The following is a 15,337-nucleotide window of genomic DNA, read 5'->3' as shown; positions in this document are numbered from 1 at the left end:
TGTCATATATAGTTATGCTTTTCTGCTAGAACGGAGGCTGATCTATGAATAAGTGTAAGCGAACAGTATCCTGGATAATCATGATGGGTTTGCTTATGACCGTGTTATTACCGGTTACACCTGTATATGCTTTTTCCATTTCCGATTTACTGGGACAAACTACAGGATCTGCTGACTCTGGCGGGGCAACTAGTATGTCTACAGGCAACGGTTTGATGAATACTCTGCTTGGTTTATTATTGGGCAGTTTTTTAGGTAATATCTCTGGCTCGCCTTCAAGCGGAACTGATAAAGGCAGTTCAGATAACAGCGGACTGAATCCTTCGGCTAAAGAACTTGTCGGCTTTTATGCCGAATGGTGGGGTGAAGACACCTCTTCTTATAATTCAATGATCAAGAATGCCGATACGATAAAAACCATTGCCCCGTTCTGGGCTACTATGCAGGCTGATGGAACAGTGACTGACAGAGGCGGCAGCGACCATGCCAAGGTAGTTAATGCTGCCCATCAGCAAAATATGACAGTATTGCTGTTGGTCAACAACGCCAAAGTGGAAAACGGCGTAACCCCTGTTCATACTGTACTGGCGAATCCGGCGCTCAGGACCAAGGCAATAGACAGTTTTGAAGCTTATATTAAAAAGTATAATCTTGACGGCGTCAATGTTGACTTTGAAATGGTACCTGCTGAAGATCGTGATAACCTGACAGCGTTTATGCGTGAGCTTTACGCCCGGCTTAAGCCTCAAGGGTATACCGTCTCCATTGATATTTTTCCCAAACAAAATGAAAATAGCGATGTAGCCGCTGCGTATGATTACGCTGGCCTGGCTCAGTATGCTGATAAAATTATGATAATGACCTATGACAATCATGGTACCTGGAGTGGTCCAGGTCCGATAGCCGACATTCGTTGGGTAGAAAACAGTTTAAAATATGCGCTTGACTTTATCCCGAAAAATAAACTCTATCTTGGGCTTGCTGCATATGGCTATGATTGGTCAGCCAATGGCACTCAATCTCTGGAGTATAAACAGATAATGGAGTTAGCTCAGCGATATGGCCAAAGCGTAGAGTGGGATGATGCCTCTCAATCTCCCTACTTTAGTTATACCACTGCCGAAGGCATCGCCCATACCGTTTGGTTCGAGAACAGTGAAAGCTTGAAACATAAGCTGACGCTGATGGCTAAATATGATATTGCTGGTGCTGCCATGTGGAAACTTGGCGAAGAAGATCCGGCTTCCTGGCCGGTTTTTCGGGACAAGTTTGGCAAGTAAAAAAGATTCAGGAGGTTTATTGTGTATAACAAAAAGATTATGACAATAGCCATGCTTTGTATTTTAGTGCTTAATATATTTGGAACCGTACCGGTTGCTCAGGCGGCTCCTTTAGATAATGTGATCAATACGCTGGGCGCATCGACTGTTCCCTCAACCGATGGAAGCTCCGGCGGTTCGAATGTAATAAGCAATCTTTTCAGTTTCCTGTTTGATAAAATTCTTGGACCTATCCTGAACATCTTTGGCGGTGATAAAGCAACAACATCACCGGAGAACCCGGTTAAAGTGACCCCGTTGCCGCCTTCTTCAGGTGGTGGAACAGGTGTTATCAACAGCGACGTATTACGCGGTAAAGTTATTGTTGTAGACCCCGGTCATGGCGGGAGCAACCCAGGCGCAACAGACAATGGTACCCGGGAAGCCGATAATAACTTGGCTGTGAGTCTCAAGCTGAAAGAAAAATTGACAAAAGCGGGCGCAAAAGTAGTAATGACCCGGGAAACAGACCGGACAGTGGCGCCGGAAGGCAGTACTCTCGGCCAGGAATTGGAAGCCCGGGTAGATATTGCTGAGGCCAACAATGCAGATATCTTTGTTAGTGTCCATTCCAATTCAAACCCTGATCCTTCGCTTTACGGAGCCATGACTTTCTTTTCAAGCGGCAAATCGTCACAGCTGGCGCTTGCAGTTCAAGATAGTATAATTAAAGAAACCAATGCAAATGATAAAGGCACTTCTTCCGCTACTTTCTACGTGCTGCGCAATACCAGCATGCCAAGTATTTTAGTGGAAATGGGCTTTGTGAGCAATCCCGGCGAGGCGCGCCAATTGCAGGACGACAGCTATCGCAATAAGATAGCGCAGGGGATTTTTAGCGGGATAGTTAAATATTTCAATAAGTAACTTATATTTGTTGAAAAACAGAGATAAACGTTCATACGAATATCTCTGTTTTTTTCTGTAGCAAATTTAGGTATAATAAGGAATATACTTATCTTGACAACTGTAATTTCATGATATGACGATGTAAAGGAGAAATTATGTACCAAAAATCAGTACTATCAAACGGAATTCGCGTTATTTCTGAAACCATTCCTTATGTTAAGTCCGTAACTTTGGGGGTGTGGATTGCCACCGGCTCACGTTTTGAAGAAACACATAACCACGGCGTTTCTCATTTTATTGAACATTTGATGTTTAAAGGAACTGCCAGGCGTACGGCCAAAGATATTGCCGAAACGGTGGATGCCGTTGGCGGCCAGCTTAATGCATTTACTGCCAAAGAGTGCACTTGTTATTATTTAAAAGTCTTAGACGCGCATGCTGACCTAGCTATGGATATATTAAGCGACATGCTGCTATTTTCCAAGTTTTTGCCTGAAGATATTGAACGCGAACGGCAGGTGGTGCTTGAGGAAGTCCACATGTACGAAGATTCTCCGGATGAGTTGGTTCACGATATTCACCTTGATAATATTTGGCCTAACCATCCTCTGGGAAGAAACATTTTGGGGACAATTCCTTCTATTGAGAAGTTTAATCAGGATTTAGTGAAAGAATATTACCAGGACTTTTATACTCCCGATAATATTGTAATTGCTGCGGCCGGCAATATCGCTCATGAAGAACTGGTCAAACTGGCAACCTGTTATTTTAGTAAATTGCCTGGCAAGAGAAAGAATGTAGCAATAGCTCCCCCGGCTTTTTATCAAGCACGGACCATAGTCAGTAAAGATATTGAGCAAGTACACGTTTGCTTGGGAACGGCAAGTGTACCGCAGGATCATCCGGATATTTATCCTGTCCATATTATGAATAATATTTTAGGCGGCGGGATCAGTTCAAGATTGTTTCAAAGTATCAGGGAAGAAAAAGGACTGGCATACTCAATTTACTCCTATCAAAATAATTACAAAGATTCGGGTTTGCTTACTATCTATGCCGGTACACGCCCCAACAATATAAATCAGGTTTTGGATTTGATTATGGAGAATTTGCGCGAGCTTAAGACCAAAGGAATCAGTGAGCAAGAACTTATTAAATCCAAAGAGCAGATCAAGGGGAGCCTGCTTCTTGGACTGGAGAGCTCCAGCAGCCGGATGTCCCGTATTGGCAAAATGGAAATAACATTAGGAAAATTTGTTTCCTTAGATGAAGTTGTACGAAAAATTGACAGAGTGACATTGCGCGATGTGAATCAAATGCTTGAGCAGATGTTTACCGCGGAAAAAATGTGCTTAACGGCTTTAGGTCCTGTTGATGCTGCAAATATTAACGCAAATCTTACTATCTAGAAGGGAGCTTGTATGGGTAGAGGTTTTGAAATAGTAAGCAAGTATAAGGATTTGGATATAGTTTTGCCGAAACGAAAGACTCAGTTAAGCGCTGGGTATGATATAAGTGCGGCTAAGGACGCTATTGTGCAGCCGGGAAAGGTTGTCTTAGTTGAGACCGGAATCAAAGCCTATATGGAACCGGATGAATACTTAGGCATTCATATCCGTTCCGGGCTGGCTGTAAAACACGGGCTAAGCTTAATTAACGGTCAAGGTATAATTGATGCCGACTATTACAATAATCCGGATAACGAGGGTCATATTTTAATTGCTGTAATAAATCATGGTAGTGAGCCAGTCGTAATTTCGCAAGGCTCTAGAATAGCACAGGGGATATTTTATAAATATTTAAAAGCCGACGCTGACTTTGTTGAGGGAGTTCGCGCGGGGGGCTTGGGGAGTACTGGCCTATAACTTTTGGAATGTTTCATTGGTGTTTGATCATAACTTAAACTAATTAGCCATATACATTGGTAGAAGCACTAGAGGGGGACTACCATGTATACCTGGGCCTTATTAATTTTAATTATTCTCGTTATAATGGGTTCGGTTTGGCTGCGCATTTGTCATTTGCGGGCGTCGGTAGACAGTTTGCCCCAAGTTGAACCCAAGCCTTCGCCATTTTCCAACGCTGTCCAGGATTTGGTAGCGACTGCGGGGGGAGTTTATCTCTCCCTGGTAATGATTGTTTCCTTTTTAAAGCTTGACTTACCGGAACGGATTACCGTTACTTTCCTTTCCTTTGATCCTTTGGCGATGACGGCTATAGGGGTAGCCGTCATTCAACCGGTTTTTACTAAACTATTTAGTGGTAAGTAGGTGAGGATATGCGATTAAGTGAAATGTCAGGCAAAGAAGTTATTAATCTGGGAGATGGCGCGCGTTTAGGAAATATTGCGGACTGCGAGGTTACTTTCGATAGCCGGACCGGGGTTATCGGCGGGCTTATTCTGCCCAAAAGGAGAGCGTTATTAAATCTGCTAGCTGACAATCAGATTTCCGTTATACCCTGGCAAGCTATTAAACGGATTGGGGATGAGGTTGTCATTGTTGATTTAAATAATGCCTACGATCGTTTTTATTCTACCTTTAGCGGGGAATAAAAAGCTTGAAGCTGGTTCAACCTAACAGTAGGTTGCATATGAATCTATTGTTAGGAGGTATTACTATGGCCACAACAAATAACAACAGTGGGAATCAACTTTCAGGAAATGCCGCTGCCAATCAGGCAACGAACCAAACCGCAGGACAATCCGGCAATGCCTTGGTGACTAGCTATACAAGCGCAAGCGCTCAATCTAATACTTCGAGTACTTCAAGTCAACAAGGCGCAAGTGGCGGTACACAAGGCGGCGGTTCCGGAGTTAAAAGCGTAATCGGTGTATTTGATTCGCGCGAAAGTGCTGAACAGGCTGTTAATTCTCTCAGAACACAAGGCTTTACGACTGAGGAAATTAATATTGTTTCTAAAAATCAAAAGAAACAAAGGCAGCAAGGCAGCGATTATTTCGAAGATGATATCACAGACGGCGCATTAACAGGAGGAACGTTAGGCGGTATTGGCGGTTTGCTTTTGGGAGCTGGTGCTTTGGCTATTCCGGGAGTAGGCCCTATCGTTGCTGCCGGCCCGATTGCCGCTGCCTTAAGCGGAGCTGTAGCAGGCGGGATTGCCGGCGGTTTGATTGACTGGGGAATTCCGGCTGAAGCGGGCAGAAGGTATGAACAGCATGTAGCTGAGGGAGGAATTTTGGCTGTAATACGTTCTGATGCCGCAAAAGCGAACCAAGCGGCCCAAATTCTCCGGCAAAGCGGAGCCAAAGACGTCGAAACTCACGCAATGCGTTAAAGAACCGGGGACTTCCCCGGTTTCTTTTTCTAAGTATTATAAAGTATACACAGATGTTAATATTTATTGACAATGTTGGAACCTTTGGTATAAAATGTGTATAAAATGAATAAGCAACATCCTGTACGGGATGAAGTAGAGGTGCGGAAGCCAAGAGTACTTTCAGGGAGAGCGGCGTCAATGAACTGAAGGAAAGGGGCAACTGCCGAAGTAAGGGAAGATTGCCGAATTTTCCTTTACTGGTCTTACATCAAATAGGTTTAAGACTGTCACCATTATTTTGGTGGAGCGCTATCTCATCTGGTCGGTGAAAGTATATTTATATATATATTTTCCTATGGTCAGATTACGCTGTCTGTGGCAGCCGGTGAGAGATGCGCTCACTGGCTGTTTTGTATTTATAGCTTTGCCCAAAAAAAATGGAAAAACTGATTATTTAACAGGAGGTGTATAGCGCTTGATTAGAGTGATGGTTTGTGGTGCTTACGGAAAAATGGGCCGGGAAGTATTGCGCGCAGTTCATAAAGATCAACAGCTAAGCATTGTGGGTGCAGTTGATATCAATTCAGACTTTGCTGATGTTGGCGATATTATTGGCGCTGGGAAAACAGGTGTAACAGTAGGAAATGATTTGGCTACTGTTATCAGTGAAACAAAGCCGCAGGTCATGGTGGATTTTACGAAGCCGGAAGCAGTTATGAATAACATCCGCATCGCCAGCAAACATGGTGTATGCCCGGTTGTAGGCACTACCGGTCTAACTGACGAGGACCTAAATGAGATTCGTGAACTATGTACAGTTAACAAGGTTAATGCAATTATTTCACCTAATTTCTCGATAGGTGCTATTCTTATGATGAAACTGGCGCAGGAAGCGGCCAAGTATTTACCCCATGTAGAGATAATTGAAATGCACCATGATCAAAAACTGGACGCTCCGTCCGGTACAGCGCTGCGAACCGCCGAATTGATTGCCAATGTAAGAGGTGAGATGCGGCAGGGCCACCCTCAGGAAGTTGAGAAGTTAGAGGGTTCACGTGGCGGAGATTTAGCCGGTATCCGTTTGCACAGCATTCGCTTGCCTGGATATGTTGCCCATCAGGAAGTTATTTTCGGCGGTTTAGGACAAACGCTTACCATCCGTCATGACTCTATATCACGGGAGTCGTTCATGCCCGGGGTGGTATTGGCCTGTAAAAAAGTACTTACTGTTGACGGTCTAATTGTTGGTCTTGAACATATAATGGGCTAAAGTACGGCAAAGAAGTAAAAGATAATGTAAAGGATCTGGAGGCGTTTTTGTAATGAAAAAATATAATGTTGCAATTTTGGGGGCAACTGGAGCTGTTGGCCAAGAATTTCTTAAACTTATCGAAGAACGCAATTTTCCGTTTAATGAGTTAAAACTGTTGGCTTCGGAACGATCGGCAGGCAAAACTATTGAATTTATGGGAAAAAGTTACATAGTTGAGGAAGCTACGCCTGCTTCTTTTGAGAATGTGCAGATTGCCCTGTTTGCCGGCGGTTCGATTAGTAAAACTCTGGCGCCTGAAGCGGCTAAACGCGGGGCCGTCGTCATTGATAATTCAAGTGCGTTCCGTATGGACCCGGAAGTACCCCTCATCGTCCCCGAAGTAAATCCCGAGGCCATTAAAAATCACAAAGGGATTATTGCGAATCCTAATTGTTCAACTATTATAATGGTAATGGCATTAAAGCCTATTTATGATGCTGTTAAAATAAAACGGATTGTTGTTTCGACCTATCAGGCAGTGTCAGGAGCAGGTAAAGAAGCTATCGACGAACTAACAGATCAAGTTAAGGCAACTATAGAGGGGCGCGCAGTGGAAGCTAACATTTTGCCTAGCGCCAGCCTGCCGAAACATTATCAAATCGCCTTCAACCTGTTGCCGCATATTGACGTGTTTGTTGAGGATGACTATACCAAAGAAGAAATGAAAATGGTACACGAAACCCATAAAATATTGAATGACTATACTATTGGCATCACCTCGACGACCGTTCGCGTACCTGTGTTCCGCAGCCATTCCGAGTCGGTAAATATTGAATTAGAGGGGCCGCTGTCACCGGCGGAGGCTAAACACCTGCTGGCTAAATTTCCCGGTGTTATTGTACAGGATAATCCGGCTGAAATGCTGTATCCCATGCCTTTATATACTTCCGATCGTAATGAAGTATTTGTCGGCCGTATCCGTGCAGATAAAACTGTGCCTTATGGATTGAACATGTGGGTGGTGGGGGATCAAATTCGCAAAGGTGCAGCCCTTAATGCTGTACAGATTGCCGAGTATATGATCGAGCATAATTTAATTTGAGGTGTAAAAAAAAATGCGAGTAATTGTCCAGAAGTTCGGGGGGACGTCGGTGGCGTCGCCCGAAGTGCGGGAATTGGTAATGCGCAAGATTGCAAAAGCGCGGGACCAAGGCTTTAATCCGGTTGTTGTAGTGTCGGCAATGGGGCGGCAGGGCGCTCCCTATGCCACTGATACCCTGATTGGCGTAGCAAGGACGGCCTACAAAAATATTGCTGCGCGCGAGCTTGACCAGATTATGTACTGTGGTGAAATGATTTCGGCGGTAGTTATGGCCGGTACACTGCAGGCCGCTGGGATGGATGCTGTTATGCTTACCGGCGGGCATGCCGGTATTATAACAGATGCCAATTTTACAGACGCCCGCATATTAAAATGCGACCCAACACGTCTTATCAGTCTCCTGAAACAGAGAAAAGTTCCTGTTGTCTGCGGATTTCAGGGTATGACAGCTGAAAATGAATTTACTACATTGGGGCGGGGCGGTAGCGATACCACTGCAGCCGCGTTAGGGGCGGCACTAAATGCCGAAATGGTTGAGATATACACAGATGTAGATGGAATTATGACAGCAGACCCGAGAATTGTGAATAATGCAAAAATACTTGACTGCATAAGCTACGGTGAAGTTTGCCAACTGGCACACCAGGGGGCCAAGGTTATTCATCCCCGAGCTGTGGAAATTGCTATGCAAAAAAATATACCCCTTATAGTAAAATCTACCTTTTCCGATGCTCCGGGAACTCTTATTACCAATATTGCTAAAGAGGATACTGTCGGCGCGGATGTAATTGACCGCGTGGCGACAGGGGTTACTTATCTTACCAATATTGTGCAGATTAAAGTTCAACTTGACGATGCTGCAGGAAATGACGCAAGTTTTCAGGTTTTCAAGACAATGGCCGATAGTGGCATTAGTGTTGACTTAATTAATGTCCATCCCGGCCAGATCATGTTTACGATTAATGCGGATCATGCAGAACGGGCCTTAGTAAAACTTAAGCGCCAAGGCTATGAAATTGAAGTATTGGAAAACTGTGCCAAGGTCTCGGTTGTTGGCGGTGGTATGAGGGAAGTTCCCGGCGTAATGGCCAGTTTTATAGAAGCTCTGACAAAAAATAGAATCGCTATTTTGCAGACCGTAGATTCTCATACTTCGATTTCGGCATTAGTACCTCACAGTGATGTGGAAACTGCCGTTAAATCCCTTCACGAGAAATTTAGTCTATCAAACTAATAAAGGGAGAGTTTTATGAGGAATTTTGGGCGTGTTTTGACCGCAATGGTAACTCCGTTTAACAACGACTACAGCGTTAATTACGGTGAAGCCGCCAAACTGGCGAAATACCTCGTAGAAAATGGATCTGACGGAGTTGTAGTTGCAGGCAGCACCGGTGAATCGGCCACACTCAGTAAAGAGGAAAAATTAAAGCTATTTGAAACTGTGATGGCAGCCATTGGCCATAGTGCAACGGTCATTGCGGGAACAGGTTCGAATGATACCAGGGCTTCTATTGAATTAACTAAGGAAGCCGAAAAAATCGGTATACATGGTGCTATGCTCGTCGGCCCCTATTACAACAAACCTCCGCAAGCCGGATTTTATCAACATTTTGCAGCAATTGCCGAATCTACAGCGTTACCTCTTATTATATATAACGTTCCGGGTCGTACGGGCTCTAATATATTACCGGCGACAGTTGCCCGCTTAGCTGAGATTAAAAATATTGTTGCCGTAAAAGAAGCTAGCGGCAGCATGGAACAAGTTTCTGAAATTATCCGCACAACTCCCAGTGATTTTCTTGTTTATAGCGGCGATGACTCTTTGACTTTACCAATCCTCGGTGTCGGCGGTCACGGTGTTATCAGTGTGGCTGGGCATATCGTAGGCAAACGTATCCAGGACATGATTGCCGCTTTTAACAACGGGGATAAAAATAAAGCGCAAACCTTGCATCTTGAACTTATGCCTTTCTTTAAAATAATTTTTGTTACAACAAATCCGATTCCCATCAAGGAAGCCGTAAATCTTATCGGCATTAGCGCGGGTCCGGTGCGCTTACCGTTAGTTCAAGTCACCGAAAACGAGAGAGACCAACTCAAAATGGTAATGCAGTCGATAGGTGTATAGCTGATTTTTTTGCCGGCAGACAATGCGCTGCCGGTTTTTTTGTATGTGTAGTTAATATTTGCATATAATATTGCCGGAGCAAGCAGCCACTTGTTGTCATAGGCAGGCAAATAGGTTATAATTATTCACAAGTGGGCAGGACGGCCGGTTTTTTATCTTTTTTTTAATGAACGGGCGGTTTGATTTTTTAGTAAATTTTATCTATTTGGAGGTGTAAGTTTTTTTGGCGCGACAACCAAACAAAGTGCAAATAATTCCCTTGGGCGGGATGGGGGAAATTGGTAAGAACATGACGGTAGTACGTTATGGTGACGAAATCTTACTAATTGACTCTGGTTTAATGTTTCCAGAAGATGACATGCTGGGCATTGACCTGGTTATTCCCGATATTACCTATCTATTGGACAATCGTGAGCTGGTCAAGGCCATTGTACTGACACACGGCCACGAAGATCACATAGGTGCGTTGCCGTATGTATTAAAACAGCTTGATGTGCCTGTTTACGGAACGCGGCTAACACTGGGAATTTTAGAGGGGCGTTTGAAGGAAAATGGTGTATCGGTCAATAACCTGAATGCCGTTAAGTCGGGCGATCAGATTCAAATTGGGAATTTTAAAGTTGGCTTTATTCGGGTTAGCCACAGTATTGCTGATGCCGTGGCATTATCAATCAAAACACCGGTCGGTGTAATTGTCCACACCGGCGACTTCAAACTTGACCAAACTCCTGTTGATGGTAAAGTAACCGATTTTCACAGATTTGCCGAATTGGGCGACCAGGGAGTTCTGGTAATGTTAGCCGACAGCACCAATGCGGAGCGTCCTGGTTACACGCAAAGTGAGAAATCTGTCGGCATCACTTTTGATGAGACTTTTCGTACAGCGCGGGAACGTATCATTATTGCCTCTTTCTCGTCCAACGTCCATAGGATCCAGCAGGCGATAGACACTGCATTAAAGTACAGGCGTAAAGTCGCTATTCTTGGCCGCAGCATGGTCAATGTAGTTAACATTGCTTTAGAATTGGGATATCTTAATGTGCCGGAAGGCGTTTTCATCGATGTTGATGAAATTAACAATTATCCGGCATCAGGTATTGTAATATTAACGACAGGCAGTCAGGGAGAACCCATGTCGGCCTTGACCAGGATGGCAATGTCCGATCATAAAAAGGTTGAAATTGTTCCCGGCGACACCGTAATTATTTCGGCCACGCCAATTCCCGGCAATGAGAAACTAGTTTCACGAACGATCGACTATCTGTTCCGGCAAGGAGCGGAGGTTGTATACGAATCTACGTCCGGCATCCATGTTTCCGGCCACGCCAGCCAGGAAGAATTAAAACTGATGCATAACCTGGTACGTCCTAAGTTTTTCATTCCGGTGCACGGTGAATACCGTCATTTGATTAAACACTCCCAATTGGCTCAAGCGCTTGGCATGCCCAAGGAGAATATATTCGTGGCCGAAAACGGGCAAGTGTTAGAGTTTACTGCCGATAAGGGGGCAGTAAATGGCAAAGTTACTTCCGGGAATATTTTAGTGGACGGACTGGGCGTTGGCGATGTAGGCAATATCGTCCTTCGCGACCGCCGTCAGCTGTCCCAGGATGGAATACTAATTGTTGTTGTTACTATGGACAAACAGCGAGGCCAGGTAGCTGCCGGACCGGATATTGTTTCCCGCGGCTTTGTATACGTACGTGAATCCGAGCAACTTATGGAAGATGCTAAAGAGCGGGTAAAGCAAGCCTTGGAAAAATGTGAGCTTAACGGTGTAACAGAATGGGCAGCTATTAAATCCAACGTACGCGATACACTGGGGAAATACCTGTATGAACGTACTCGCCGCCGCCCTATGATTTTACCGATAATAATGGAAGTATAATAATAAAGCCTGGACTTTGCGAAAAGCGGTGGTCCAGGTTTTTATTATTTAATACAGAGCAAACAGTATGAAATCAGCGCCATCGCCAATACTAAGAACAGATTGTAAAGATAAGCTCATTAGCTGGAGGGATATATAATATGATAGTAAATGATAATCCGGTAGTTGCTCCTCCGGGCACTAATCCTGAAGAACCGCAGATTTCCCCGACTCCGGGTGAATCGCCCAAACGAAGCAGGCAAGCGAAAAAGACAGCGGGAACAGTTCAGAATATCCAGGAATTGGGTTCTGCTGAAGTGCCGACAGCTAAAACCAATATTCACGTTATGACCATAATAGGACAAATTGAAGGTCATATGGTGCTGCCTCCTAATAATAAAACTTCCAAGTACGAACATATTATGCCGCAACTGGTGGCTATTGAGCAAAGTCCGGAAATTGAGGGAGTCATGCTGCTGTTAAATACGGTAGGCGGTGATGTGGAAGCAGGCTTGGCCATTGCGGAAATGGTTGCCAGCATGTCCAAACCGTCGGTATCCATTGTACTGGGCGGAGGACATAGTATTGGTGTTCCTATTGCCGTATCAGCGACCTACTCCTTTATTGTTGAAAGTGCCACAATGACAATTCACCCAATCCGGTTGACCGGGCTGGTAATAGGCGCTCAGAGTTCCTTCGATTATTTAGAGAAAATGCAGGATCGTGTAAACCGGTTTGTTACCTGCCATTCAAACATTAGTGATAAAAAGTGGAAAGAGCTCTTATATAAAACAGGTGAGTTATCGCGTGATATCGGTACCTCGGTTGTAGGCAAGGATGCCGTTCGCTACGGGCTTATTGATGAGCTGGGCGGGGTGGCTAAAGCTATGAGCAAACTGCAGGAACTTATTGAAGCCAACAAGGAGACAAAGGGGCTGAAACAGTAATGGTACTGTGGACAATCATGCCTGTCGAAATGATTTTTCAGCAAGAAGCGGAGGAAAGTCAGAATAATTATGAGGAAGTGGAGTATGCCGGCGCCAAAGTTATGGTTGAAAGGATAAACGATAATAAGTGCCGTATAGTCCGCATTATTTCAAGTAACCCCATGGATTACCTGCGTGATGATATCCAGCCGGGTGTATGCCTTACTTACAGACCATTATTATAAGAATTTTATAATAAGCATGGGATTTGATTTGTGAAATCCCATGCTTATTTTTTAGCGGCATAATAACATCAAGGCTAAAGCTTGAAACCTAAGTTTTTCTGTGAAAATAAAGGAATTTTTGCTATTATGTAGAACAAAATACTGTTAGAGGTGGTATGTTTTGCCGAAATGGTTAACCCTTTTAACTCCTGAATTAAGGCATGAATTGCTTGGAATAACATTAGTTACAGGCGGGCTGCTGGCGTTAATCAGCCTTTTGGGCTTAAACGTTGGTCCGCTTGGCTTGTTTACTGCAAAAATGCTGAAATATACGTTTGGCATTGGTGCGGTAGTTGTACCTTTGGTGCTGTTTATTGTTGGACTAAAGTATATCGTTGCGAAGAGTACTATTAGCTATTCGCTTAAGTTTTGGGGCCTGGTAATTTTCTATTTTATTGCCTTAGCTATTTTTCATCATATTAGAATACCGGTTGGTCAAGAAATAATGCCTGACAGTCTGGTTTCAGGCGGGGGCTTTGCCGGAGGTATGCTCCTTTTTTCATTGCGCAAATTATTAGGCGTACATGGTTCGATTATTATACTTTCGGCAATGTTACTTTGCTCCGTATTGCTGAGTACTACCTGGTCTTTGGCCGCCACATTGCTGCAGGCAAAAGAAAAAGCAGTGGAAAGCCTGAGTTCGGCCCGGGAAGCTATTGCTGCATCGGCCGAAAACGTTTTTTCGGAGCATGACGAATCGAAACAATCGCTTTTTTACGATCAGCAGCGCGATGATAAGCCTGAATTTACTGTTCAAACACTTAAAAAAGAATTACCGCCGATTATTGCTAGTAGTGTTAGTAGTGCTAGTGATGTTACTGAGCAGCCGGTGGCAGCGGCTCCGGTTTTTGCCAAAACAGCCGGATCTGACGTAACCACGGCGTACGGATTGCCTCCGGTATCACTGCTGAAAAAACCAAATCGGCCACGCTTAACAAAAATGCCCAAAGAAGTTGCCGATAACGCGCGAATATTGGAGCAAACTCTGGATAGCTTTGGTGTAAGCGCCAAGGTCATTAACACTTGTCAGGGGCCTACCGTTACCCGGTATGAGCTTGAGCCGGCACCCGGAGTAAAAGTAAGCAAGATCGTGAATCTCGCTGATGATTTATCACTAAAATTGGCATCTTCGGGTGTGCGGATTGAAGCTCCTATTCCGGGAAAAGCCGCCATTGGTATAGAAGTACCGAATAAAGAATTATCAGGGGTGGCCCTGCGGGAAGTGCTGGAGGCAGACGAATTTCAACGTTCCTCATCCGGCCTGACCGTAGCTTTGGGCAAAGATATAGCCGGTCAGCCCATTGTCGCCGATCTTGCTAAAATGCCGCATCTATTGGTCGCCGGTGCTACCGGTTCAGGAAAAAGTGTCTGCATTAATACACTTATAACCAGTGTGCTGTTTAAAGCCCGCCCCGATGAGGTAAAACTGGTATTAATTGACCCTAAAATGGTCGAGTTATCCAATTACAATGGCATACCTCATTTACTCACCCCGGTTGTTACAGATGCCAAGAAAGCAGCTTCCGCTTTAAACTGGGCGGTACAGGAGATGGAGCGCAGGTACGAAATATTTGCAACTGCGGGAGTGCGTGATATCAGCCGTTACAATGAGCTTCACCCTGAGGGAAAATTACCGCTCATTTTGATTATCATTGATGAGCTGGCCGACTTGATGATGGTGGCTCCCGTAGATGTTGAAGATGCTATCTGCCGGCTAGCGCAAAAAGCCAGGGCGGCCGGATTGCATCTAGTGCTTGCGACCCAGCGACCGTCAGTTGATGTTATTACCGGTACGATTAAAGCAAATGTGCCTTCCCGTATTTCCTTTGCCGTTTCCTCGCAAGTTGATTCACGGACAATATTGGATATGGCCGGCGCCGAGAAACTCTTAGGCAAAGGGGATATGCTGTTCTATCCAGTCGGTGCCGCAAAACCGCTTAGAGTACAGGGGGCTTTTATTGCGGATGGAGAAGTCGAGGATTTGGTAAATTATATAAAGGAACAGGCAGAGCCGGAATATAATGATGGTATAACTACCGTAGAAACCGGAAATGCCAGTAAAGAGGAACAGCCCCATTTCGAGGATGAGCTTTTGGAAGAGGCTGTGCGTATGGTGCTGGAGACCGGACAGGCCTCTGTATCCATGCTGCAGCGCAAGTTCCGGGTCGGTTACACCCGGGCGGCCAGGCTAATTGACACTATGGAAGAGATGAAAATTGTCGGTCCCAATATGGGCAGCAAAGCGCGAGAAATTATTATGACATCTGAGCAAATTGAATTAAGATATTTTAAGAAATAATCATACAAATGCTTAGGGGAATTTGTGTTAGG

At 44.7% G+C, this 15,337-nt stretch carries 15 protein-coding genes and 1 riboswitch; all 15 genes read left to right on the top strand.

Going from position 1 to position 15,337, the window contains the following annotated elements; genetic code table 11:
• Positions 1-44: 44 nt before the first annotated feature.
• The 15 genes from SATMO3_RS18470 to SATMO3_RS18400 all read left to right on the top strand — a co-directional run bounded on the left by SATMO3_RS18470 (position 45) and on the right by SATMO3_RS18400 (position 15,305).
• Positions 45-1,280, top strand: a complete 1,236-nt coding sequence (locus tag SATMO3_RS18470) for a glycosyl hydrolase family 18 protein (RefSeq protein ID WP_371371209.1) — start codon at positions 45-47, stop codon at positions 1,278-1,280.
• 21 nt (positions 1,281-1,301) lie between these two features.
• Complete coding sequence (locus tag SATMO3_RS18465) at positions 1,302-2,186, top strand: N-acetylmuramoyl-L-alanine amidase (protein WP_371371208.1); 885 nt, start codon at positions 1,302-1,304, stop codon at positions 2,184-2,186.
• Positions 2,187-2,323: 137 nt separating this feature from the next.
• On the top strand, positions 2,324-3,577 hold the full coding sequence (locus SATMO3_RS18460; RefSeq protein ID WP_371371207.1) for a M16 family metallopeptidase: 1,254 nt from the start codon (positions 2,324-2,326) through the stop codon (positions 3,575-3,577).
• Between the two features lie 12 nt (positions 3,578-3,589).
• The gene (dut, locus tag SATMO3_RS18455; protein WP_371371206.1) at positions 3,590-4,033 is read left to right on the top strand and encodes a dUTP diphosphatase; all 444 of its coding nucleotides are present in this window, start codon (positions 3,590-3,592) and stop codon (positions 4,031-4,033) included.
• Between the two features lie 84 nt (positions 4,034-4,117).
• Complete coding sequence (locus tag SATMO3_RS18450; protein ID WP_371371205.1) at positions 4,118-4,438, top strand: hypothetical protein; 321 nt, start codon at positions 4,118-4,120, stop codon at positions 4,436-4,438.
• A gap of 8 nt (positions 4,439-4,446) precedes the next feature.
• Positions 4,447-4,722, top strand: a complete 276-nt coding sequence (locus tag SATMO3_RS18445) for a YlmC/YmxH family sporulation protein (protein WP_371371204.1) — start codon at positions 4,447-4,449, stop codon at positions 4,720-4,722.
• 65 nt (positions 4,723-4,787) lie between these two features.
• On the top strand, positions 4,788-5,465 hold the full coding sequence (locus SATMO3_RS18440) for a general stress protein (protein WP_371371203.1): 678 nt from the start codon (positions 4,788-4,790) through the stop codon (positions 5,463-5,465).
• 128 nt (positions 5,466-5,593) lie between these two features.
• A riboswitch (Lysine riboswitch) is annotated at positions 5,594-5,767 on the top strand.
• 155 nt (positions 5,768-5,922) lie between these two features.
• Positions 5,923-6,717, top strand: coding sequence for a 4-hydroxy-tetrahydrodipicolinate reductase (gene dapB, locus SATMO3_RS18435; protein WP_371371202.1), 795 nt, complete (start codon positions 5,923-5,925; stop codon positions 6,715-6,717).
• A 52-nt stretch (positions 6,718-6,769) separates the two neighbouring features.
• Positions 6,770-7,801, top strand: coding sequence for an aspartate-semialdehyde dehydrogenase (locus tag SATMO3_RS18430; RefSeq protein WP_371371201.1), 1,032 nt, complete (start codon positions 6,770-6,772; stop codon positions 7,799-7,801).
• A 13-nt stretch (positions 7,802-7,814) separates the two neighbouring features.
• Positions 7,815-9,035: an aspartate kinase gene (dapG, locus tag SATMO3_RS18425; RefSeq protein ID WP_371371200.1), complete on the top strand. Its 1,221-nt coding sequence runs from the start codon at positions 7,815-7,817 to the stop codon at positions 9,033-9,035.
• A 15-nt stretch (positions 9,036-9,050) separates the two neighbouring features.
• Positions 9,051-9,929 carry a 4-hydroxy-tetrahydrodipicolinate synthase gene (gene dapA, locus SATMO3_RS18420; RefSeq protein WP_371371199.1) on the top strand — a complete coding sequence of 293 codons (879 nt, stop codon included), beginning with the start codon at positions 9,051-9,053 and terminating at the stop codon, positions 9,927-9,929.
• A 268-nt stretch (positions 9,930-10,197) separates the two neighbouring features.
• On the top strand, positions 10,198-11,817 hold the full coding sequence (locus SATMO3_RS18415) for a ribonuclease J (RefSeq protein ID WP_371381747.1): 1,620 nt from the start codon (positions 10,198-10,200) through the stop codon (positions 11,815-11,817).
• A gap of 140 nt (positions 11,818-11,957) precedes the next feature.
• Entirely contained in the window at positions 11,958-12,743 is a 786-nt protein-coding gene (locus SATMO3_RS18410) for a ClpP family protease (RefSeq protein ID WP_371371198.1), read from the top strand.
• Positions 12,743-12,967 carry a YlzJ-like family protein gene (locus SATMO3_RS18405; RefSeq protein WP_371371197.1) on the top strand — a complete coding sequence of 75 codons (225 nt, stop codon included), beginning with the start codon at positions 12,743-12,745 and terminating at the stop codon, positions 12,965-12,967. Before SATMO3_RS18410 ends, SATMO3_RS18405 begins: the two co-directional genes overlap by 1 nt.
• Before the next feature lie 160 nt (positions 12,968-13,127).
• Entirely contained in the window at positions 13,128-15,305 is a 2,178-nt protein-coding gene (locus SATMO3_RS18400) for a DNA translocase FtsK 4TM domain-containing protein (protein WP_371371196.1), read from the top strand.
• Positions 15,306-15,337: the final 32 nt, after the last annotated feature.

Origin of the sequence: Sporomusa aerivorans (genome assembly GCF_041428895.1) — a bacterium.
GTDB lineage: Bacteria > Bacillota > Negativicutes > Sporomusales > Sporomusaceae > Sporomusa > Sporomusa aerivorans.
This window is presented reverse-complemented; position numbering and strand designations above follow the sequence as displayed.